Annotated in this window: 20 protein-coding genes and 3 tRNA genes; 6 read left to right on the top strand and 17 right to left on the bottom strand. The window is 38.7% G+C overall.

Features of this window, described 5'->3' with window-relative positions; all coding sequences use genetic code 11:
- Window positions 1–3: 3 nt before the first annotated feature.
- The 6 genes from CVP05_RS09565 to CVP05_RS09540 form a co-directional block, all read right to left on the bottom strand.
- Window positions 4–1,713 carry a ParB family protein gene (locus CVP05_RS09565; protein ID WP_423739131.1) on the bottom strand — a complete coding sequence of 570 codons (1,710 nt, stop codon included), beginning with the start codon at window positions 1,711–1,713 and terminating at the stop codon, window positions 4–6.
- Window positions 1,706–3,079: a replicative DNA helicase gene (gene dnaB / locus CVP05_RS09560; protein ID WP_100289345.1), complete on the bottom strand. Its 1,374-nt coding sequence runs from the start codon at window positions 3,077–3,079 to the stop codon at window positions 1,706–1,708. The genes CVP05_RS09565 and dnaB overlap by 8 nt, the downstream gene beginning before the upstream one ends.
- Entirely contained in the window at window positions 3,079–3,915 is an 837-nt protein-coding gene (locus tag CVP05_RS09555; RefSeq protein ID WP_100289344.1) for a ParA family protein, read from the bottom strand. Before CVP05_RS09555 ends, dnaB begins: the two co-directional genes overlap by 1 nt.
- A 93-nt stretch (window positions 3,916–4,008) precedes the next feature.
- Window positions 4,009–4,084 (bottom strand) — tRNA-Gly (locus CVP05_RS09550).
- Between the two features lie 22 nt (window positions 4,085–4,106).
- A tRNA-Leu gene (locus tag CVP05_RS09545) sits at window positions 4,107–4,193 on the bottom strand.
- 4 nt (window positions 4,194–4,197) lie between these two features.
- Window positions 4,198–4,273: transfer RNA gene (locus CVP05_RS09540), tRNA-Gly, on the bottom strand.
- 227 nt (window positions 4,274–4,500) lie between these two features.
- Here CVP05_RS09540 and CVP05_RS09535 point away from each other — a divergent pair.
- Both CVP05_RS09535 and trxA read left to right on the top strand, forming a co-directional pair.
- Window positions 4,501–5,610 (top strand): methionine biosynthesis PLP-dependent protein, encoded by a 1,110-nt coding sequence (locus CVP05_RS09535; protein ID WP_100289343.1) that lies wholly within the window; start codon window positions 4,501–4,503, stop codon window positions 5,608–5,610.
- Between the two features lie 148 nt (window positions 5,611–5,758).
- Window positions 5,759–6,082: a thioredoxin gene (trxA, locus tag CVP05_RS09530; RefSeq protein ID WP_100289342.1), complete on the top strand. Its 324-nt coding sequence runs from the start codon at window positions 5,759–5,761 to the stop codon at window positions 6,080–6,082.
- Between the two features lie 41 nt (window positions 6,083–6,123).
- On the opposite strand, the gene cobB is transcribed toward trxA, so the two are convergent.
- Entirely contained in the window at window positions 6,124–6,834 is a 711-nt protein-coding gene (gene cobB / locus CVP05_RS09525; RefSeq protein ID WP_100289341.1) for a Sir2 family NAD+-dependent deacetylase, read from the bottom strand.
- The gene (gene rluC, locus CVP05_RS09520; RefSeq protein WP_100289340.1) at window positions 6,827–7,807 is read right to left on the bottom strand and encodes a 23S rRNA pseudouridine(955/2504/2580) synthase RluC; all 981 of its coding nucleotides are present in this window, start codon (window positions 7,805–7,807) and stop codon (window positions 6,827–6,829) included. The genes cobB and rluC overlap by 8 nt, the downstream gene beginning before the upstream one ends.
- Before the next feature lie 477 nt (window positions 7,808–8,284).
- Here rluC and rne point away from each other — a divergent pair, with 477 nt between their 5' ends.
- Window positions 8,285–11,251 carry a ribonuclease E gene (gene rne / locus CVP05_RS09515; RefSeq protein ID WP_100289410.1) on the top strand — a complete coding sequence of 989 codons (2,967 nt, stop codon included), beginning with the start codon at window positions 8,285–8,287 and terminating at the stop codon, window positions 11,249–11,251.
- A 67-nt stretch (window positions 11,252–11,318) separates the two neighbouring features.
- Here the strand turns inward: rne and CVP05_RS09510 are convergent, their stop codons facing one another.
- The 4 genes from CVP05_RS09510 to CVP05_RS09495 are packed head-to-tail and all read right to left on the bottom strand — an operon-like array spanning window position 11,319 to window position 13,417.
- Window positions 11,319–11,615 (bottom strand): YciI family protein, encoded by a 297-nt coding sequence (locus tag CVP05_RS09510; RefSeq protein ID WP_100289409.1) that lies wholly within the window; start codon window positions 11,613–11,615, stop codon window positions 11,319–11,321.
- A gap of 12 nt (window positions 11,616–11,627) precedes the next feature.
- Entirely contained in the window at window positions 11,628–12,098 is a 471-nt protein-coding gene (gene yciA, locus CVP05_RS09505) for an acyl-CoA thioester hydrolase YciA (protein ID WP_100289339.1), read from the bottom strand.
- A gap of 9 nt (window positions 12,099–12,107) precedes the next feature.
- Window positions 12,108–12,647: a septation protein A gene (locus CVP05_RS09500; RefSeq protein WP_100289338.1), complete on the bottom strand. Its 540-nt coding sequence runs from the start codon at window positions 12,645–12,647 to the stop codon at window positions 12,108–12,110.
- A gap of 11 nt (window positions 12,648–12,658) precedes the next feature.
- Window positions 12,659–13,417 carry a hypothetical protein gene (locus tag CVP05_RS09495; protein WP_100289337.1) on the bottom strand — a complete coding sequence of 253 codons (759 nt, stop codon included), beginning with the start codon at window positions 13,415–13,417 and terminating at the stop codon, window positions 12,659–12,661.
- Window positions 13,418–13,678: 261 nt separating this feature from the next.
- On the opposite strand from CVP05_RS09495, the gene CVP05_RS09490 reads away from it, so the two are divergent.
- Window positions 13,679–14,284: an OmpW family outer membrane protein gene (locus CVP05_RS09490; RefSeq protein ID WP_100289336.1), complete on the top strand. Its 606-nt coding sequence runs from the start codon at window positions 13,679–13,681 to the stop codon at window positions 14,282–14,284.
- A 45-nt stretch (window positions 14,285–14,329) separates the two neighbouring features.
- On the opposite strand, the gene recN is transcribed toward CVP05_RS09490, so the two are convergent.
- Both recN and CVP05_RS09480 read right to left on the bottom strand, forming a co-directional pair.
- Window positions 14,330–16,006: a DNA repair protein RecN gene (gene recN / locus CVP05_RS09485; RefSeq protein WP_100289335.1), complete on the bottom strand. Its 1,677-nt coding sequence runs from the start codon at window positions 16,004–16,006 to the stop codon at window positions 14,330–14,332.
- 73 nt (window positions 16,007–16,079) lie between these two features.
- A complete protein-coding gene (locus tag CVP05_RS09480; RefSeq protein WP_423739133.1) occupies window positions 16,080–16,967 on the bottom strand; it encodes an NAD(+) kinase in 888 nt (295 codons plus the stop codon).
- A gap of 181 nt (window positions 16,968–17,148) precedes the next feature.
- Here CVP05_RS09480 and grpE point away from each other — a divergent pair, with 181 nt between their 5' ends.
- Window positions 17,149–17,760: a nucleotide exchange factor GrpE gene (gene grpE, locus CVP05_RS09475; RefSeq protein WP_100289333.1), complete on the top strand. Its 612-nt coding sequence runs from the start codon at window positions 17,149–17,151 to the stop codon at window positions 17,758–17,760.
- An 84-nt stretch (window positions 17,761–17,844) separates the two neighbouring features.
- On the opposite strand, the gene mnmC is transcribed toward grpE, so the two are convergent.
- Window positions 17,845–19,878, bottom strand: a complete 2,034-nt coding sequence (gene mnmC / locus CVP05_RS09470) for a bifunctional tRNA (5-methylaminomethyl-2-thiouridine)(34)-methyltransferase MnmC2/FAD-dependent 5-carboxymethylaminomethyl-2-thiouridine(34) oxidoreductase MnmC1 (RefSeq protein ID WP_100289332.1) — start codon at window positions 19,876–19,878, stop codon at window positions 17,845–17,847.
- A 164-nt stretch (window positions 19,879–20,042) separates the two neighbouring features.
- Between mnmC and fabB the strand changes: the two genes are divergently transcribed.
- Window positions 20,043–21,266 carry a beta-ketoacyl-ACP synthase I gene (gene fabB / locus CVP05_RS09465; RefSeq protein ID WP_100289331.1) on the top strand — a complete coding sequence of 408 codons (1,224 nt, stop codon included), beginning with the start codon at window positions 20,043–20,045 and terminating at the stop codon, window positions 21,264–21,266.
- A 116-nt stretch (window positions 21,267–21,382) separates the two neighbouring features.
- Here fabB and rpsO read toward each other — a convergent pair whose 3' ends face one another.
- Both rpsO and CVP05_RS09455 read right to left on the bottom strand, forming a co-directional pair.
- Window positions 21,383–21,652: a 30S ribosomal protein S15 gene (rpsO, locus tag CVP05_RS09460; protein ID WP_100289330.1), complete on the bottom strand. Its 270-nt coding sequence runs from the start codon at window positions 21,650–21,652 to the stop codon at window positions 21,383–21,385.
- Window positions 21,653–21,811: 159 nt separating this feature from the next.
- Complete coding sequence (locus CVP05_RS09455) at window positions 21,812–23,230, bottom strand: sucrose-specific PTS transporter subunit IIBC (protein ID WP_100289329.1); 1,419 nt, start codon at window positions 23,228–23,230, stop codon at window positions 21,812–21,814.
- Window positions 23,231–23,300: the final 70 nt, after the last annotated feature.

Below are 23,300 nucleotides of genomic sequence, written 5' to 3'. Positions count from 1 at the left end.
CCATCAAACGGTAGCTGTTGCTCGTAAATATCGAACAAGGCGAATTAAACGAAACAATTTAACTAAAGTAATATCATCAATATTAGGCTCTCGTTCTGCAGAGCCTAACAATAATGCTGTATCAAGAAAGCAGGCATCAGAATAGGTTAAATCATGAGTTTGCAACATATTGAGTAGCTCATAAATGGAACGTTTTGTATCATCTTCTAATGCTTCATCAAGAGGTTTCATTTGAAAACTATAATCAACAGGTTCTTTAACAATATGTTCAACAAATTGCTCCAAATTAAATTGTTCTGCAATATCAAGAGCGAGAGAATAAGCTTCTGCTTTATGTTGACGACTAGGGTAAACTTGCCAAATATCTGCTACAGGTTGGCGACCAACACAAGCAAATTCCAACCCATTTACAGTTGCTTGCTGTTCACGCTGTGCTTGAATTGTCATCCCTGGCACAATGCCATAATTTTGAGAAAACTGTTGGGCAAGATCATTATCTGGCTCAGCCTCTACAGTTTTATTGATTGTTCCAGATTCTGAATGATTATTTTCTGTCTCAGTGTCTAACGTACTGTCATTTTTTTCTTCCCATTGAATAGGTGTATCAGGATTAACTACGATCTCTTTTACTTCATTTTCTTGTGTAGTAGGTTTCTCTAATTTATCAGAATGGGAAATTTCTGTTTCAAACTGCGATTTTTCTAATTGCTGTTGCTGAAATTTCGCCACATCTTCTTGACTATGTTGAATTTGTGCATCAATTTCCTGCTGCTTCTTGGCTAGCTTCTGAAATTTACGCTCATCAAGATCAACCTCCATATACAACATTTCATAACTGACTTTTCCTTCCAAAGCATCGGTCATCTCATTGATTAGTGCATCTTGAAAGGTTTTTACATTGAAAGGATTGTCATTATTACAACGGGATAAACTATTTTCCCAAATTGCTTCAAAAGTAATATCTGTCTCAACTTCAAGGCGATATTGTTGCCAAACATCTAAGGCGTTATTGCGAATGGAGAGAAGTTTATCTATTGGACTATTACCTAACCCATTAAAAAGAACATCCGGAATAAATGGATATAAAAATTTTATGCATAAGCTCATCTTTGAAATTAATGTCTTTGAAATAATATATCCATCATTTTCTAATTCAGATGCCAACTCCCTTGAAGATAATTCCTTATCTAATTTTTTCTCGTAATATTCCTTTGCTTGCTGAATACCCAGTGCTTTCTCAATAAAGGTTAAATCTGCTCGAGTATCATTTTCGATTAAATGTCCGATCAACAAATCTAATTCCGCTTCAACACTATCTGCAGTTTCACCCTTCCAAGGCTTATACAAACATTCAATTGCCCAAAAACGTTGATCTTGTGTTTCATTAAAAAGCTCTTTTAAGGCTTGAATACGAGTATTTCCACCGTCCGCAATAATATAAAATGGCTCACCTGGACGTTGGGTAATATTTGGTTTGTGATCTAATCCACGACGACGAATAGATTCCTTAATCATATCGAAATTAGGGTTACGATTTTTGCGTGGATTATGTTCATAAGGGTGTAATTTATCTAATGTTACCGTGATATACTGCGATGTTGTTGGATAATGGGTTGCTGTCGCTGATGCATAAGTTGGCGACGTATTTACCATTGGGGATACATTCAAATTTCGTGCAATAGCTTCGGTTAATTTTTTATTTTTGTTACTCATAGCGATATCCATTTAAATTCATTTCATTTTCAAACAAGCTAAATTCACCGTGAAAACGGCATTCCACTTTACCTAACGGACCATTTCGTTGTTTACCGATAATAATTTCAGCGAGACCTTTTGCTTCACTCTCGGGATGATAAATTTCATCACGATAAATAAATAAAATCACATCAGCATCTTGTTCGAGTGAACCAGATTCCCGTAAATCGGCATTTACTGGGCGTTTATTAGTTCGTTGTTCAAGACTTCTATTTAATTGAGAAAGTGCATATATCGGCCGTCCTAATTCTTTAGCAAGTGCTTTTAATGCACCAGAAATGTGAGTAATCTCTAAATGCCTATTTTCTTGTTTTCCTGTTCCACGCATTAATTGCAAATAATCAATAAAGATAGCGGCTGGCTGACCGTATTGCCGACAATATTGTCTTACTTTGCTACGTAATCGTTGTACTGTTAATGCACCTTCATCATCAATAATTAAACGGTTAGTCCAATTTTTTTGAATAGCATGTACAGCATTTGCAATTTTGCCCCAATCTTCATCTTCTAATTCAGTAGCACGCCGAATTTTTTGTAAACTGACACGTGATTTCATCGCCATAAAGCGTTGCAATAATTGATCTGCTGGCATTTCTTGGCTGAAATAGAAAATGGGCTGTGTTGTAAATTTATCTAAAGTACTTGCTGCAGCTGTTAATGAAAGTGCGGTTTTTCCCATTCCAGGGCGAGCAGCAAGAATAATCAACTCTCCACCTTGCCCCCCTGTTGTTAATTCATCTATAGTCTGTATACCGAGCGGAGTACCAGTAATGGGATCGGCATTTAATGCGGATTTTTCCATCTTGATAAACATTTCAGTGAAAATGTCGCCTAAATTAGCAGCTCCGTTATCTGTCTGATTTAATGCAATATTGGTGTATTGTTTCTCGATTTTCTCAGCTAATTCTTCCAATTGTTCTGTATTTTTAGGTTTATTCATCTCACTGATGATAAACCGCCCTAATGATAAGTACTGACGTTGTTTGCTATATCGTCTAACAAGTTCTGCATAGGCAACCACATTAGCAGCAGAAGGCGTGCCATTGACAATTTCTGCAAGGTGAGCAAACCCTCCTATATCATCAAGCATTCCCTTTTCTTTAAAATATTCAGAAAGAGTCAAAATATCTACGGCTTTATTTTTTTGAGAAAATAAGCTAATTGCGTCAAAAATATGGCGATACTGGACTATATAAAAATCTTGAGAAGATAGAATGGGTTCTACATCATTAAAGCTATCAGGTTTTAATAATAAGCCACCGATCACAGCAATTTCTGCTTCTAATGAATACAGCTGAGAATAAGTATTTTCTACTTTACACATTATTCCCCCTTAAAACCTTGCCCAAAATGTGTAACAAACTGTGGTAATAATAGGGAACATAGGGACTTGATTACTTCATATTCTGCTTTACTATGACGATAAACGGGTAGGGAATAGGTCGCAGCTTCCCGATAAGCTACTTTATTAGGGATGTGAAAATCTAAAAGTGTCTTATCTTGCCCAAAATTTTGTTCAAATAATTGGTAGAGATGCTGTAATACAAATTTGACATCATTAGTATGATCAACACAATTTGCAACAGCCTTTAATGGAGGGAGCTTAAAGCCAAAGGCTTCAAAAGTTTGAAGTTCCTGATACATTCCAATTGTGCCACGAATAAATTCTTTTGCCGATAAAGTATGTGGGAGAATAGGGCAAAAAAGTAGATCTGCCGCAAGCACTGACATATCAACCGTAATATCACGAGTTCCTCGTGTATCAACGATAATCACATCATAACCTTGAAGTTTTTTAAGTAAAAAACTAAAACGGATAGCACCATCTGGTGCATTACGTAACATTTGGCTGACATTATTTGTTGGATCATTAGATTGAATCAAATCTAAATTAGAAATTGCTGTTTTAGATATAATATGACTTGGGTCAACATCTTGATAGGCAAGGAATTCGTGAATTCCACCTGGAGCCATATAATCTAAAGCAAAATAAGCACTCAGTGTTGGTTGAGTATCGGTATCGATAAGTAAGGTTTTTAACCCATGCTCAGCACAAAACGCTCCAATATTAGCGGCATTAGTGCTTTTTGCTGAACCGCCTTTAGTTGAGGCAACTGTAATAACGAATGGTTTTTGAATAGGAGATTGAATGTCGTTCATAAAATACTCACTTAACAAGAAGAATGATAAGAGAGTATTAGCTGAATAACTACTCGATATAGAAAGGAATTTTTAGAGCTAAATAAACTTAGATGGAGCGGGAAACGAGGCTCGAACTCGCGACCCCGACCTTGGCAAGGTCGTGCTCTACCAACTGAGCTATTCCCGCACTTTAGATCGTGTTATCGAAATGGTGCCCGAGGCCAGACTTGAACTGGCACGCCCCGAAAGGCGAGGGATTTTAAATCCCTTGTGTCTACCGATTTCACCACTCGGGCTGAGTGGAGCGGGAAACGAGGCTCGAACTCGCGACCCCGACCTTGGCAAGGTCGTGCTCTACCAACTGAGCTATTCCCGCATACTTCCGATTTATTCTCGGCAAGTGCGGTGCATTTTACGCACTTCTAGAAAACTGTCAACGGGAGAATGCAAATTTTTGAATTGATCGCTGAAAAAAAAGCCACTTTGTGAATGATTAATCTTTTATCCTTAGTAAGTTTATGACAGAATGAGGGAATCCTTTCGTTAAAACCACTTATAAAGCAAGAAAAGTGCGGTTGGTTTTTTAGTATTTTTAGAGGCAATATGACACAACAATATTCTATTGAAACAGTTTTAGCTCAAGCGGGTAATCGCACTGATGTGCGAACAGGTGCGGTATCAACCCCTATTTATCTTTCGACTGCTTATGAACATCATGGTATTGGCGGTTCGACGGGGTATGATTATACGCGTACGAAAAATCCAACGCGAAGTGTATTAGAAGATACGATTGCTCAATTGGAGGGGGGAGATCGAGGATTTGCGATGTCATCGGGTATGGCTGCCATTCAGTTATTAATGTCACTATTTACAGCGCCTGATGAGTGGATTGTATCAAGTGATGTATATGGTGGTACATATCGTCTATTAGATTTTGCGTATAAAAATCTTCATAGTGTGAAGCCTGTTTATGTGAATACAGCTGATATTGATGCGATTGAGGCGGCAATTACGGCTAATACTAAAGCTATTTTTATAGAAACTCCCTCCAATCCATTGATGGAGGAGTGTGATGTAGCTGCAATTGCAAAAATAGCAAAAAAACATAATCTTTTATTGATTGTGGATAATACTTTTTTAACACCAGTATTGTTTCGTCCTATTGAACATGGCGCAGATATTGTAATACACAGTGGGACAAAATATCTTGCCGGTCATAATGATGTGTTAGTTGGGCTGATTGTGGCAAAAGGACAGGAGCTATGTGATCGCCTATTTTATATTCAAAATGGCGCAGGCGCGGTGTTATCCCCATTTGATGCTTATTTAACTATTAGGGGCATGAAAACCTTAGCTTTACGTATGCAACGCCATGAAGCAAATGCGAAAGAGTTGGTTCAGTTTTTAAAAGCTCAGCCAGAGGTTAAAGATGTATTATATGCCGATAAAGGTGGCATGGTGTCATTTAGAGTGCAAGATGAGAACTGGGTTAATCCTTTCCTGAAAGCATTAAAATTAATCACTTTTGCGGAAAGTTTAGGAGGGGCGGAAAGCTTTATTACTTATCCAGCTACGCAAACGCATATGGATATTCCTGAAGAAGAACGTATTGCACGTGGTGTTTGTAATCGTTTATTACGTTTTTCCGTTGGTTTAGAAAACGTGGAAGATATTAAAGCGGATTTATTACAAGCGTTTGCCCAAGTTAAATAGTTTTAACTATTAAAGCAATCTATGAAACATAAAATAGGGTTATGCTATTATTCAGAATATGACGAAAGATAAGAGATTGGACTTGAAAAATACTTAAGTCACCTTTATCTTAGAGAAATAATAAACACTGTAACAAAAGGAAAAGAGAATGAGTGAAGTTTTACATACCAGTGATGCAAGTTTTGAGGCGGATGTTTTAAGATCAGATGTGCCAGTATTATTAGATTTTTGGGCGCCATGGTGTGGGCCGTGCAAAATGATTGCGCCAGTGTTAGATGATTTAGCTAAAGAACTTGGTGATAAAGTCAAAATTGTGAAAATTAATATTGATGAAAATCAGCAATCTCCGGCACAATTCGGAGTACGTAGCATTCCTACATTGATGTTATTTAAAGAAGGGAAAGCGGTGGCAACTCAAGTTGGTGCATTACCAAAAAGCCAACTAGCGGCATTTGTTGAAAAAAATCTATAAGTTTTATGAAGATAAAGAAAATCCCACTTTAGTGGGATTTTTTATGCGTCCATAAATTGTTGTAGATATTGAGGGACGATTTCGCTGGCTTTACCATATAAAAACTTATCAAAACTTGACCGCACTTGGCTTGGCTCAAGATTTAATTCTATGGTTGTTGCGCCATAGCGTTTAGCCTCATGAGCGAAACCTGCTGCAGGATAAACATTGCCAGATGTCCCAATTGAGATAAAGTAATCGCATTCTGCAAGAGATTGATAGATTCGGTCCATTTCAAATGGTATTTCTCCAAACCAGACAATATGTGGTCTTAACGTGTTGCGAATGTGACAGCATTCACAGCGATCCTCACTATGAATATCTTTTTGCCAATCATAAATTTTTTGTGTGATTTCACAGCGCACTTTTAGGAGTTCGCCATGCATATGTATAAGGTTTTTCGTCCCTGCGCGCTCATGTAAATTATCTACATTTTGTGTAATCACTAATAGATTATTACCTAGCTTTTCTTCTAATGTAGCTAGCGCAAAATGGGCTTGGTTCGGCTGAATAGTCGGATCAAATAATTTGGCACGACGCTCGTTGTAAAATTGCTGCACTAATTGTGGATTACGCATAAATCCTTCCGGTGTCGCAACATCTTCAATTCGATGATTTTCCCATAACCCATCAGAAGCACGAAAGGTTTGAATACCAGATTCGGCAGAAATACCAGCGCCCGTGAGTACAACGATTTTAGGTAAATTAGTCATGTTTATTCTCTCGTAATCGGGTTAAAACAGCTTTCATCTTTTTGTCTAGTGGAGCATTTAAACGTAATGTTTCTCCTGATTTCGGATGCTCAAAACGAATAGCCGCGGCATGTAAAAAAAGACGATCTAATCCGAGTAAGGCGAGTTTCTCATCAAATTTTTTGTCACCATATTTATTATCAAATGCGATAGGATGCCCTGCATACTGACAATGCACACGAATTTGGTGAGTACGTCCTGTAATTGGAGAGGCTTTTACTAATGTGGCCTGTCCGTAGCGTTCTTCAATATTAAAGCGTGTTTCAGAAGGTTTGCCTTGTTCACTGACTCGTACAATGCGTTCACCACTGGATAATTCATTTTTATTTAAGGGTGCTTGAATAATTTTGCAGTGAGATTGCCATTGTCCACGAACTAATGCCAAATAATCTTTTTGTACTGTTTTCGCGCGTAATTGTTCATGTAAATTCCGTAGGGCGGAACGTTTTTTAGCAACTAATAAAATACCAGATGTATCACGATCAAGGCGATGAATGAGTTCTAAAAATTTCGCTGTAGGGCGTAACGCACGTAATGCTTCAATGACACCAAAATCTAAGCCACTGCCACCATGTACTGCAATGCCTGAGGGTTTATTTAAGACTAATAAATATTCGTCCTCAAAGATGACTTGCTGCTCAAGCTGCGCCACTTTGGTTAATTTATTCGAAATGGGCGCCTGTTCCTTTTCTGATAAACGAACAGGCGGTATCCGAATCACATCCCCAGACTGTAATTTATACTCTGGTTTTACTCGACCTTTGTTGATACGTACTTCACCTTTGCGGATAATGCGATAAATTAAGCTCTTAGGCACGCCTTTAAGCTGAGCTAATAAATAATTATCAATGCGTTGTCCGGCTTCATCTTCGTTAACCGTTTGTATTTTGACGCGTTGATTAATGATTTGTGTTTGCTGTAACTGTGTTGACATATGCTTGAAATCAATGAACTCACTCGGAAAGAATAATATTATCATAGCATTTTTAGGGGGAGAATTCAGAAATTCTTTATGGTTTTTTGTGTAAACTTCATTAACTACCTTGCCAAGTGATCATAATAAATGGGATAATACCGAACATTTTTTAGATTAGCGTTAATCTAGAAAATAACAATGAAATTATAGTGATAAGTGAGAGGTAGATATACTATGCAGCGTTGGCATAAGACATAGCGTATTACCTTGTTTTGAATTTTATAATGAGGCATTTGCCTTGCATCTTGCAAAATAGCCGTCAGTTTGACAGAACACAATTTTGTTTTATTGATATGAATTCATAATATTATCAATAAGGTTATCAATGCACCCAGCAACTGACAGTCGAGAGACTGGCATAGCGACAGACACGAGGTCGATAACTAAGAATTGCAATTATAAAATCACAATAATAAATACAATGAGAAGATGAAAATGAAAAGAATGTTAATTAATGCAACTCAAAAAGAAGAGTTGCGAGTTGCGTTAGTCGATGGACAACGCCTTTTTGATTTGGATATTGAAAGTCCAGGTCATGAGCAGAAAAAAGCAAATATCTACAAAGGAAAAATAACGCGTGTTGAACCTAGTTTGGAAGCGGCTTTTGTAGATTATGGTGCTGAACGTCATGGTTTCCTTCCTCTAAAAGAAATTGCCCGCGAATATTTTCCACAAGACTATATTTATCAAGGTCGCCCGAATATTAAAGATATTATTAAGGAAGGACAAGAGGTTATTGTTCAAGTAAATAAAGAAGAACGAGGCAATAAAGGTGCAGCCTTGACAACCTTTGTGTCTCTTGCTGGAAGTTACTTGGTCATTATGCCAAACAATCCGCGTGCAGGTGGAATATCTAGACGCATTGAAGGGGATGAGCGTTTAGAGTTAAAAGAGGCTTTGAGTTCTCTTGACGTGCCTGAAGGAGTGGGGTTGATTGTACGTACTGCTGGAGTAGGGAAATCACCTGAAGAGTTACAGTGGGATTTAAAAGTATTATTACATCATTGGGAAGCCATTAAGCAAGCCTCTGAAAATCGTCCAGCCCCGTTTTTAATTCATCAAGAGAGTGATGTAATTGTTCGCGCAATTCGAGATTATTTGCGCCGTGATATTGGTGAAATATTGATTGATAGTCCGAAAGTCTTTGAAAAAGCTAAGGCTCACATCAAACTTGTTCGCCCTGATTTTATTCATCGAATTAAGCTGTATCAAGGCGAAGTACCGCTATTTAGTCATTATCAAATTGAATCACAAATTGAGTCAGCTTTTCAACGTGAAGTGCGCTTGCCATCAGGAGGATCAATTGTTATTGATGTGACTGAGGCCTTGACTGCGATTGATATTAACTCTGCGCGCTCAACACGAGGCGGAGATATAGAAGAGACTGCGTTGAATACGAATCTTGAAGCGGCAGATGAGATTGCTCGTCAATTGCGTTTACGTGATTTAGGTGGCTTGATTGTCATTGATTTTATTGATATGACCCCTGTTCGTCATCAACGGGAAGTTGAAAATCGTATTCGTGATGCGGTGCGCCAAGATCGGGCCCGTATTCAGATTAGCCGAATTTCTCGCTTTGGTTTATTGGAGATGTCCCGCCAGCGTTTAAGCCCGTCTTTAGGGGAAAGCTCCCATCATGTTTGTCCACGCTGTCAAGGTACGGGAAAAATTCGTGACAATGAATCTTTATCTCTCTCAATTTTACGTTTAATTGAAGAAGAGGCACTAAAAGAAAATACTAAACAAGTACATACTATTGTGCCAGTGCAAATCGCCTCTTATTTATTAAATGAAAAACGTAAAACCATTGCGAGTATTGAAAAACGCCATGATGTTGATATTGTGGTTGTGCCAAATGAAGCAATGGAAACGCCTCATTTTAGCGTATTCCGTGTTCGTGAAGGCGAGGATATGAATGTATTAAGCTATAATTTAGCTAAATTACATGAAGAACAAGAAGATTTATTTTTGCCTGAAGAGTCGTTGATATCTCGCAATATTGAACCTGCAGTGACATCTGAAACGATGGTCGAAAATGCCGCCGTGTCTTTAGCGATTTCCTCTCCAGCACCTAGTGTAAAAGAGAAAAAGGCGAAGAAAAACCAGCCTTCTTTAATTGCGCGTCTTGTCGCTGCGATTAAAAAGTTGTTTGCAACTGATAAGCCATCAGATAAAGAAAAAACAAAGAACAATCGCTCTACACGTAATAATAATCGTCGCAATGAACGCCGTAATAATACGCGTCGCTCTCGTAATGATGTAGATCGTAATAAAAATTTTGAAGAAGAGAAAATTGGCTTTGGAGAAAAGACAGAAGCGCGAACAAAAGCTGAGTTAAACACTGAACGCAGTAATAAGCGCCAACGTAAATCAGCGAATCTTGGGAATGACACTGCGTTAAATGAGACAAGTCGTGAAACGCGCAGTAAAGATGTTATCGAAGAAGTTGCTCCGCAAGTAGCGGCTCGTCGACAGCGCCGTGATTTGCGTAAAAAAGTCCGTATTGAGCCAGAGCAAGTATCTGAAAGAGCGGTTAATTCTGAGGAAGTATTTTCAGGGGAACCTGATGTTCAGCCATTTGCAACAACACCAGTAAATGAAGTTGTTGAAAAGAGTGAGCATGAACAACTGCCAGTGGTTCAAGAAAATGCGAAAGAACCCCGTCAACGCCGTTTACCACGTCATTTACGTGTCAATAATCAACGTCGACGTCGTCAACCGACTGAAAAATCGGCAATGCCGTTATTTGCTGCAGTCGCTTCTCCTGAATTAGCGAGTGGAAAGGTATGGATACAACAGCCTGTTTTGAATGCTCCATCAAAAGATGCGATTTTTATGTCTGTAGATGAATTGTTAGCCCATCAAGATCAAACAATCGACAATGATCAGAATCTAACTGTGCCAGCTACGACTTTATTATCATCTCAGTCGGATCATTCACAGCCTTTTAACCCATTTTTGGCGCAACCGGCAAATGAATCAGTAGAGAAGAAGGTTCAAGATTCATTGGAAAAGTTGAACCAGGCGGAAAAAGCAAATGATATGCGGGTAGCTGATGAGCCAGTCGCTGCAGAAGAATCAGTGTTGTCTGAAACATTGCCTATAGAATCCGTTGAGTCACAGACGGTAGATGTTGAGCCAGTAGCAGACAATAGTGAGATTAAGACTGTGAAGCAAACTGAACGTACTTTTGAGTTTACAGGGCGTTTAGGCACGATTTCAGCAGTGGCTCACACGCGAGCAGAGGTGACATTGGCCAAAGCAAGTGATGAAGAAAGTGTTCCATTTCCTATTCATCAGTGGCAACATTCTCGTTACTACTTCCATGGCAAAGGGGCTGCCGGCCACCATAGTGCGGTTAGCCATGTGTACTCAGAACCCGTTAAAGCGGAGACTGAATAATATAATAAAAAAATCCGATGTTTAACATCGGATTTTTTTGTAGCTAAATAAACGTGGAAAATACCAATTAGAATACTTTTTTAAATGGTTTCACAATGACCTTGCCGTATACTCCAGCTTCAACATAGGGATCTTGGCTCGCCCAAAGCTTAGCTTCTTCTAAACTTGAGAATTTTGCAATAACAGTGGAACCGGTAAACCCGGCCTCACCAGGATTTTCATTATCAATAGCAGGCATTGGGCCTGCGGTTAATAAACGGTTTTCTGCTTGTAATGCATTTAAGCGGGCCAAATGTTTGTCTCGTACGGCCAAACGTTGTGCAAGCGTATTGGGCTTGTCTTCAGCAAAAATAACGTAATACATCATAAATAACTCCTAATTTTGGTTCTCTGCTAAGGCTTGGATTAATTCTTCATTGTGTTCACGGGGAATTGCACGAGGTCGACCGTGTTGGTCGATAGCAACAAACGTAAATACAGCTTCAGTAACACAATATCGTTCGTTAATGGGTTCACTAGACACTTTTTTTACCCAAACTTCCACTTTAATTTTCATGGAGCTTCTCCCAACAGAGAGGCATTTCCCGTAGCAACATACAACATCCCCAACGGAAACGGGACGAATAAAGTTCATGCTGTCTACGGATACAGTCACGACACGACCATGGGCGATTTCTTTAGCTAGAATAGCACCGCCCATATCCATTTGTGACATAATCCAACCACCGAAAATATCGCCATTGGCATTGGTATCTGATGGCATGGCAAGGGTACGTAGTAATAAATTACCTTGTGAAATTCTTCCAGGTCTAGCCCCCATTTGGGTTTCAGTTAAATTTGCGTTCATTACAACACCTTATTTTTGTTTATCTTGTGGAAGATAGCGGTAAATATAAAACCCTGTAATTATTGTGGCAGCAATGGTTAATCCGATAATACCGAAAGTTTTAAAATCAATCCATATATCATCAGAAAGATATTGGCTGATATAGAGATTGATTAACATACAGAGCACAAAAAAGCCTGCCCAGCCAAGGTTTAGATTGCGCCATATATTGTCCGGTAGATTAATTTCTTTGCTGAGCATTTGTTTAATCAGTGGTTTGTTAAAACAAAATTGACTGATTAAGAGAATCAATGCGAAGACAGCGTATACAATAGTGACTTTCCATTTTAAAAACTCTAAATCATTAAAGTAAGCGGTTAGTGTGCCGAAAAAAATCACGGCAATGGCCATAATTTTTTGTTGTTTTTCAATACCACCGAAGACTAATTTCAGGATAATCATTTGTACAATAGTAGCGACAATAAGGGTAATTGCGGCAGCTTGTACACCAACAAGTTTATAAACGGCAAAAAATAAAATAAGGGGAATAAATTCCAAAATTTGTTTCATGCTTTCCTCGATTATGGTGTTTGAATAAATAAGTGATAAAAACGATAGCTAAAGACTAATGCAAATACACTGATAAAGCTGCTTATTGCTGTCGTAATGATTTGTATAATTAAGTTATTGTTAAATGCAGCTAATTGATTAGAAAGCATCGAAACTAATAAATAATTAATTAGACAATAAATTAATAAAATAGAAATGCGTCCTGAACTCTGTTGCCAAACAAATTTGAGTGATTGTGTAAAGCTTTTTTGACCAATAATGTAGGCTAGCGGTGCGAGACAGAGGCGTAAAAATAAATAAATGCCAATAATGGCAACAACCAATCCTAGAATAGAGCCTGTTAGTAGTACAATCAGTCCATAAGCAAGGGGTATGGTGATTAAGACATTAAGCGCAAGGACGCCAATAAAATAGCGTAGTGCTTGACTAAAACTGTCACTTAATGAACGAAAGCGATGTTGTGTAATATGATGGAGTGTAATAATCCCCCAAGTAGAAAGTAAGCTACTGATAATTTGGTTAATTAATGAAATGGTTAAGACGTTTGGGTGCAGCATCGTTGAGAAGACGGACATTGCTTCAGGGGGAAGATCATTATTTATTGGCGCAGTTTGCAGATTTTCCATAATAGCAGGAGCCATTTGGCTCAGGATAAACTGAGTGGCAAGGGCTAAGATAAAGAAAGCTGCCATAAAACTGATGGCGATTTGTCGTTGATTACGAACGAAATTCCAGCTGTCTTGGAAGATTTGCGTGAAATTAATAGTCATGTAAAAGCGAGCCTTACTATAGATAAAAATGGTTTGTCATTGTAGCTAATTATCCCATTAAATAGAAAAAAAATGAACAAGGTAATTTGAGCTGGAGCTGAGATCATATTTTGAAAATATATTTAAGTTAAAAATAAGTAATTAAATTTCATAATTTTGAGCCAGATCACAAAATAGTTAACCATAATGAGGTATATTGCTAATGTATAACCATATAGTTTATATGGTTATCCTTATAATAATATCAACGAGGGAAAAGTGATGAAAAAAACAGTATTAGCACTCAGTATGATGGTTCTTTTTTCAGGGGTTGTTAGCGCTCATGAAGCGGGTAGTGCATTAGTTCGCGCTGGCGGTATTGCCGTTGTGCCTAATACATCAACGGATAATTTGCCATTTAATGTTAATGCAAATGCGCAATTGGGGCTAACTGCAACTTATATGTTGACAGACAATTTTGGGGTTGAGTTATTAGCAGCAACACCTTTTAGTCACGAGATTAAGTTAGGAGATACCCTAGTTGGTAAAACGAAACATTTACCACCAAGTTTGTATGCTCAGTATTATTTTTTAGATAAAAACGCAATTGCGCGACCTTATATCGGGGCGGGTGTAAATTATACGACCTTTTTTAAAGAAAAAGTGGAGATGCCTGGAGTCACTGAGCTTAAATTGAAAGATTCATGGGGAGCGATTGCGAACGTAGGCGTAGATATCAGTGTGACTGATAATGTTTTCATTAATGCGTCGGTATGGTATGCAAAAATTAAAACTAAAGCGACCTATAAGCTCGCAGGAACGCCAATGACAACAAAAGTCACATTAGATCCAACGGTGTTCTTTTTAGGTGTGGGTTATCGTTTCTAGTATTATGAAATTTCTCCCCGTGATAGGGGAGAAATTGTTTACAATCTAAGCTGCCAAATCTAGCATTTCTTTTGCATTAGCCAGTGCAGTATCCGTAATTTTACTTCCTCCCAATAAACGAGCAAGGGCATTGACACGCTCATTTTGTGAAAGTGCGGTCATTTTTGTTTCCGTTTTTTCATCTACCACAGATTTTTCTACATTAAACTGTTGATGTGCATGACAAGCGACTTGAGGGAGATGAGTAACACACAGCACCTGACATTTTTGCCCTAGTTGACGTAGAAGTTTACCAACAACACTTGCAGTTGCACCACTGATTCCGACATCGACTTCATCAAAAATTAAAGTTGGAATCGCGGATTGATCCGATGTAAGCACTTGAATGGCTAGCGCAATACGTGATAGTTCACCACCTGAGGCAATTTTGGATAAAGGCTGGGTGCTTTGACCTAAGTTGCTGCGTAAAGTAAAAGTAATGGTATCACTGCCGTTGCTAGAGGTTTTATTTAGATCATGTTGAATATCAATAAAAAATTCTGCATTTTCCATAGCTAATTGCTTAATAGATTGAGTCACATTTTTAGCTAATTTAGTCGCGCCTTGTTGACGGCTTTTGTATAACTCAGTAGCCACCGTTTGCATATTTTGATAAGCCAAGTGCTCTTCCATTTTTAACTGTTCTTCATTATGGGAAAGATCAGTGAGTTCAGCTAATTTCTGTTTGAGGGATTGATGGTGTAAATATAAGTTTTCAGGTGCAACATGATGTTTGCGCGCTAACTGAATTGCTTGTCCCATACGTTGTTCAATTTCTTGTAATAATTGTGGGTCTTGTTCAATATTTGACGCAAGATGCTGAATCTCACGGGTTGCTTCTTGCACTTGAATAAGTGCTTCTTGCAATATGCTATTGACGTTTTGGTAAGCGGTGTCCATTTCGGTGAGGTTTTCAACATATTGCGTGGCGCGATAAAGCATAGAATCGATATTAACTGATTCGTTTTCACTTAATAACATTGATAAAGATTGAGTAAGTGTGGTTAATTCTTCACTGTTTGATAAGCGAGAATGATCTGTTTCGAGTTCTTCAAACTCACCTTGTTTTAGATTAAACTCGTCAAGTTCTTCAACTTGATATTGTAATAGTTGTTTAGCTGCCTCGTTTTCAGCGCGTTTCTGTTGAAAATGCTGTACCTGCTGTTGAATATGTTTCCAGTGGTGATATTTTTCATGCATTGTGGCAAGTAATTGAGGATGTGAACAATAATTATCTAATAAATGCAATTGATGGTCAGGCTTTAGCAATAATTGTGAAGCATGTTGCCCATTAATATGGGTCAAATATTGTCCGAGCTTTTTTAGTTGGGAGGCTGGAACAGGCGTATTATTGATAAAGGCTTTTGAACGCCCATCATGATTGATAATGCGGCGTAAAATACATTCTGTAGGATTATCTTGATCTTGTAGATCATGGTCTTTTAGCCAAGATAAAGCACTGGCATTTTCTTCAAGTAGGAAGGTGGCACTTACATCAGCTCGTTCCGCACCTTCTCTTAGCATAGCCAATTCTGTGCGTTGCCCGAAACAAAGGCCTAGCGCATCAATAGCAATAGATTTACCTGCACCAGTTTCCCCTGTGATCGCCGACATACCTTTGGCAAATTCTATATTGAGGTGACGGACAATGGCAAAATTATTAATAGTAAGTTGAGTAAGCATAAAAACCTCCGGATACTGTATAAATATTAGTATATATTGTTTTTTTATACAGTAAAGGTTTTTTATCAAAAAGTTAGAATAATTTTTTTAGCCACCCTAATTTGGAACTTAACACATTATAATAATTGTAATTTTTTAAGTGTAATAAGCGCAGTTTATGAGGGCTTTTCACAACGGTAACAATATCATTGGTGGAGAAAGGTACAGCAGTTTGGCTGTCACAACTCAATTCTAAACGTGATATGTTATAGTCAGCAAAACGCATGGATATTTTGCTGTTTCCATCTAAGACTAAGGGACGAGAGGAAAGAGTATGGGGGTACATTGGTACAAGTGCTATGGCATTGAGTTGTGGAGTTAAAATAGGTCCTCCCGCTGAAAGGGAATACGCCGTTGAACCAGTAGGCGTGGCGATAATCAGTCCATCAGAACGTTGAGAAAATGCAAATTGATCATCAATATAAACTTGAAAATCTATCATATGGGCGATTTGACTTGGGTGTATAACAACTTCATTAACCGCATTACCAGCGGCAACATATTCACCATTACGTTCAATATGTGCTTCTAGTAAAAAGCGTTCTTCAACGACAAATTCCCCATCTAAACAGGCTTGTAATTGAGCATAAGCATTTTTAGGATCAATATCGGTGAGAAACCCCAAATTACCGCGATTAATCCCAATTAAAGCTATATTGTACTTGGATAAAACGCGTGCTTTGCCAAGCATATTGCCATCACCGCCGATGACAATACATAACTCTGCTTGTAGGCCAATTTCATCTAAGGAGGCAATATGATTTTCAGGTATGTTGAGATCCTGGCCTAATCCATCTTCCACTAATACATGATATCCTCGTTCAAGTAACCATTGAAATAAGTTTTTATGCATTTGTAACGAGTCATTCCTTGGTCTACCAACGAGGCCAATAGTGTTAAAGGAGGAATGTAATGCTTTCATTTCTGCTTGGCTAAAGAGATTGCCCATAAATAATTCCAAAACTGACAGATTAACTTGATTAAAATAATTTAGTCCTTATATTACAATAAAATGATCTGAGTTTGTGTGTTTCATCATGCAAATTCATTATTTTTTGTTACAATAAGATATATTGATCTTAAACTGACTAACGGAGAGATTCATGTCTGACAAAGAACAGAAAGTGGAAAATAGTGAAGAATTAGAACAAGTGACAATGGAAGAAGTTCAGCTAGAAGAGGGGGCTGAGCAAGTCGTCAATGATGATAGTGGGGAGACCTCTTTAGAAGAAGCCGTTGCTCGAGTGCAAGAGTTAGAAGCTCAACTGGCTGTGCAACAGGAAGAAAGCTTGAAAAAAGAACAAGATTTGGTGTTGCGCACTCGTGCGGAGATCGACAATATCCGTCGCCGTACTGAACAAGACGTGGAAAAAGCGCATAAATTTGCATTAGAAAAATTTGCTAAAGATATTATCAATACAGTAGATAACTTAGAGCGCGCGTTAGCAACTCCGGCTAACACCGATGACACAGGTATTAAAGCGTTATTTGATGGGGTAGAATTAACCTTAAAAGAGCTACTCACGACCTTAAAACGTTTTGAGATTGAGCCTGTGGGCGTAATAGGCGAGGCGTTTAATCCGGATTTGCACCAGGCTATTTCTATGCAACCAGCAGAGGGATTTGAAAGTAATCAAATCACAACAGTATTGCAAAAAGGCTATTTATTAAATGGTCGCGTTATTCGCCCTGCAATGGTTATGGTTGCGGCATAACCTGTTAAATGATCCTATGTGAGTCCCACTCGATGTAAGTTTATTTTCACAGCTGGGACTCAGTCTATCCTTTGCCATTTGGGGTTATTTAGAGGGATTGTTTATGCGATTGCCCTTTAATAACTTTCGGATCCAACTCCGATTTGGGTTTAGTGCATGCAATATGTCTTCACTTAATGGCAATGGTTCCCCATAAATTAAAGACGCTAAGGTCTCGCCTAAAAGAGGCGCTGAAGTTAATCCCCGTGAACCGAGTGCACCAATGATAAACAGATTATCGAAATTAGCTGCGTTTTTAATTGCTTGTCGGCGACGTCGTAAATTATATAAGTCTCTGTAGTCCTCAATTTGTTGCATAAAATTAGGTGCATTGCCCATCATTGCAATGCGATCTCGCACGGAACAGCGAATTCCTTGTCGCGCTATATTGTCACTGGTATCAATGTCTAGTGTCCATGCTACATGGGCCAGGTTTTGTTGGATTTTTTGTTGATTTTCTAGTTGTTCTATTTGACTAAAAGCACGGCTGTCATTATTACGAACATGGCTTGCGCCTAGACAATGGCTGCGTTTTTCTTGATCGACAGGGGTTAAATAACCGTCATAACACAAGACCGTATTGAGTTTTAACAAGTTGTCAGAAGTTGGAATTTGGCTTACTTGCCCTCGTACAGCATAAGTAGGGAGGTGTTGAGTTTGTTCAAATTGATTTAATTGATAGCCATTTGCAATGATGACGGCATCATGATAAAAGCTATCGTGATGTTGATTATGTAATATCCAACCGGATTGTTTGGAAGAAAGTGCGGTGATTTTTTGCAAAAATTTTATTTCAACACCATGGGATTGCAAATATTTTGATAAATTTTGCACCAATTGACGCGGAGCAAGCCAACCACCTTGAGGAAAAAAGCCTCCTCCACAAGGCAGTGGCAGTCCAGCTTTTTCACTTAATTTAGCTTGAGAAAGAGATTGATAAAAATTGGGGGACCAACCATATTGGGCAATTTTTGCCAGTTTTTCGGCGGTTTTAGTATTATAAGCACATAATGCGACTCCGCAAAAATCATGCTCAAAGCTAATGTGATTAGATTCTGCCCAGCGTAATTGCTGATTAGCATAGGCAAAGGCATGAACATAAAAACGAATATTACGTTCATCATCGTCACTTAATTGCGGATAGATAGCGCCTTGCTTATTTCCTGAGGCATTGAGAGCAACTTCCGGATCTTCGCAATACAGTGTGATTTTGGCTTGCCGTTGTAAGAGGGAAAGGGCGGTGAACATGGACGCAATGCCACCTCCGATAATGGCGATACGAAAATCTTGTGAAAGATTGACCGCACTTTGTGGCAATTGCCAGGGAAAATGCGGAGGAAGTGCGGTATGATTTTCTGATTTTTTTCCCACTAGCATTTCCCGTTTTTTACCAAAGCCTTTACGCTTGCTAAGGGTGAAGCCAACGAGTTCTAAGCCTTTCCGTACATGGCTTGCTGCTGTAAAGGTGGCTAGTGTGCCATCGGGTTTAGTGAGGCGAAAGAGTTGTTGATAGACAGCAGTATTCCACATATCGGGATTTTTGGCGGGAGAAAATCCATCTAAAAACCACGCATCAACTTTGTTATTCATATAATCCCCGAGTTGAGGAAGTTGCTCACTAATTTCCCCAAACCAAATATCTAGCGTTGTTTCAGCAAAATGAAAACGATAACACCCCTCTATGGGCTCAATCCAATTTTGTTGAAGCTGATGTGTTAATGTGCTGAATTCAGGGTAGTGCTGATGGATAATTTTGAGCTGTTCAAGCGCAATGGGGTATTTTTCAAATGAGATGAAAAACAGGCGTTTTAGTGGGTGTTGTGTATATTGCTGACGAAATTCACGAAATAGATGCGTCACTGCCAAAAAGTTTAACCCTGTACCAAAACCGGTTTCTCCAATAATAAAAACGGAATGCGAAAAATTTAACCAGCGCTCCCAAAGCTGATTGCCTTCTTGAAAAACGTAGCGACTTTCTGCTAATCCATCTTGATTATTGAAATAGACATCGTCAAACTGGGGAGAAACAGGGGTATTACTTTGATTAAAGTCGAGATTGATAGACTGAAGTTGTCGCATAAAAATTCTTCCTTTAGTAAAATTAGGCATATAATAACAAAAATAGACTGGTCGTATGTTATAATTTAGACTTTGCATAATATTGTTTTTATAGTATGTTACCGCGTTAGCGAACAACTGTAAGCTAAATTAGCACATATTCTTCATAATAAGGAATAAAACACATGAAAAGAGCAGTAATTACTGGATTTGGCGTGATTTCAAGTATTGGTAATAATAAACAAGAAGTATTGGCATCATTAAAGGCTGGTAAATCAGGTATTGAAGTTATGCCAAGTTTTATTGAGATGGGGATGCGTAGTCATGTGGCAGGAACGTTAAAGATTAACCCAAGTGAGCATATTGATCGTAAAATTTATCGTTTTATGGGTGATGCCGCTGCCTATGCTTATCTTTCAATGAAAGAAGCTATTGAAGACTCAGGTTTAACTGAAGAGCAAGTATCTAACGATAGAACAGGTTTAGTCATTGGGGCGGGAACGGGTTCTGCTCATAACCAACTTATCGCTTGTGATGCGGTTCGTGGTCCACGTGGTGTGAAAGCTGTAGGCCCTTATGCAGTGACTAAAACGATGGCATCAAGTGTTTCAGCATGTTTAGCAACGCCTTATAAAATTCGTGGTGTGAATTATAGTTTAAGTTCAGCGTGTGCAACATCTGCACATTGTATTGGCCATGCATGGGAATTAATCCAATTAGGTAAACAAGATATTGTGTTTGCTGGAGGCGCTGAAGAGTTGTCATGGGAATGTGCCACAGAATTTGATGCGATGGGTGCAGTGTCGACAAAATATAATGATACTCCGGAAAAAGCTTCGCGTGCTTATGATGCAAATCGTGATGGCTTCGTGATCGCTGGTGGTGGTGCTGTCGTTGTTGTTGAGGAGTTAGAGCATGCTTTAGCGCGCGGTGCAAAAATTTATGCTGAAATTGTAGGTTATGGCGCGACTTCAGACGGTTATGATATGGTTGCACCAAGTGGCGAAGGGGCTGAGCGTTGTATGAAACAAGCGATGGCAACGGTTGATACTCCAATTGATTATATTAATGTACACGGCACATCAACACCAGTCGGTGATGTGAAAGAATTGGGCGCAATCAAAGCTGTATTTGGCGATAAGGTTCCTGCAATTTCTTCAACTAAATCAATGACAGGTCATTCACTGGGTGCTGCTGGTGCGCATGAAGCGATTTATACGTTATTAATGTTAGAAAATGATTTTATCGCGCCAAGCATTAATATTGAAACTTTAGATGAAGAAGCGAAAGGTTGTAATGTAGTAACGGAAACGAGAGAAAATGCAGGGTTGACGACGGTAATGTCGAATAGCTTTGGTTTCGGTGGAACGAATGCTACATTAGTGTTTAGAAAATATCGTAAAGACTAAAAAATGAGAAAGGATTGAGATCATGATTACTCAATCCTTTTTTAACAACCATTTTATCTATTACACTTGATATAACGAAAAAAATCCCACTTTGATAAGTGGGATTTTAGTATCAATTAGCGACGTAAACCTAAACGTGCGATAAGATCAGTATAAAGCGCAAGGTTAGTGCGTTTTAAATAATCTAATAGTTTACGACGACGAGAAACCATACGTAATAAACCACGACGACCGTGATGATCTTTTTTGTGCTCTGCGAAGTGTGCTTGTAAATGATTAATTTGTGCAGTTAACAAGGCGATTTGCACTTCAGAAGAACCGGTATCTTTACCGTCACGACCATATTCAGCAATGATTGCTGCTTTTTTTTCAGTACTTAGAGACATATTTACTCCTAAAATTGGTTGAGTGTTTAAATACATCATTCGCCGATCTCTAATTCAGCGATGACAGGAAGTTTGCATTTTACGGATTCGGGCTAAAAAAGCAAGAAACTTTTGAGAAAATCACCGCACTTTATGGATAAAAGTGCGGTATCTTTTTAATTATTTTCCGTGAGCGCGTTTTACTAAGATAGTCGAAAGGCTAAAAGAAACAATAAAGGAAATAGCCATACCAACACTGTACATTGCAAGATTATCAGGTTTGATTGATGGGAGACCTAAAATACCTGCAGCGCCTAACGCAATTGCTTTGACATTAAAGAGGGCAATAAATGCACTTGCTAGACCTGAACCAATCATGGCAGAAATAAAGGCTTGGCGATAACGTAAATTGACCCCGAACATGGCCGGTTCAGTGATGCCTAATAGAGCTGAAACGCCAGATGGCACAGCTAAACCGCGAACTTTAGGATCTTTTAATGCGAATGCCACACCTAAACAGGCGGCACCTTGTGCAATATTAGACATTGCAGCGATTGGGAAAATAAATGTCCCTCCCGTTCTAGCAACTTCGGCAAGTAATTGAGTTTCTACTGCAATAAAGGTTTGGTGCATACCTGTGATAACAATTGGCGCGTAGAATGTTCCGAATATTGCTCCGCCAATGAAACCAAGATTATCATATAACCATGTTAAGCCCGCAGAGATAAGCGAACCGGCTTCACGACCAAATGGGCCAATAACGGTAAATGCTAAGAAACCTGCAATAAAGAGGGAAAATAATGGTGTGATGAGGTTATCTAAATAAGACGGTACAAATTTACGGAAGGTTTTTTCTAAGGTGGCAAGTACCCAAGCTGAAATAATGGTTGGGATTACTGTACCTTGATAACCGACTTTTTCGATTTCTAGACCGAACACATTCCAGTAAGTGATATTGCCTTCCATCAAGGTTTTTGCATAGTTCCAGCCATCTGCTAGCGCAGGGTGGACAAGCAACATACCTAATGCGGCACCTAAGAATGGATTTCCACCAAATTTACGGGTAGCGGAAAAACCGAGTAGTACAGGCAGGAAAACGAATGGCGCGTTAGCAATAGTATTAATAAAATCAACTAAATCAGAAACATGAGGATATTTGGTGACAACAGAATGCCCTTCCCAAAAGAAACCGATGGAAGTCAACATGGAGTGAATACCCATTAACAAACCACCAGCAACAATTGCTGGAATAATCGGTACGAAGATATCCGCTAATCCTTTTACTAGACGTTGTAATAGACCCTGATTGCCACTAGCAGCTTCCGCCACTTCCGCTTTGCTCACATCACCGATGCCAAGTAATTTGCTTAATTCGGTATGGACTTTATTTACTGTGCCTGAACCAAAGATAATTTGATATTGGCCAGCTACAGAAAATTGGCCTTTAACACCGTCGATATTATCAATTCCCTCTTTGTCTACTTTGCTTTCGTCATTAAGCACAATACGTAGACGAGTTGCACAGTGGGCTGCGGTAACGATATTTTCTTTACCGCCGAGTTTGTCGATGACTTGACTTGCGATTTTTGGAAAATCCATAAACTGATCCTCTAGGTGAATAAAATAGGGCTAACCCCTAACCAAAAATTAGGTAAATTTTAACTAAAAC

It is taken from the genome of Conservatibacter flavescens (assembly GCF_002795425.1).
Taxonomy (GTDB): Bacteria; Pseudomonadota; Gammaproteobacteria; order Enterobacterales; family Pasteurellaceae; genus Conservatibacter; species Conservatibacter flavescens.
The sequence above is the reverse complement of the archived record's forward strand: the minus strand, read 5'-3'. Positions and strand labels throughout refer to the sequence as shown.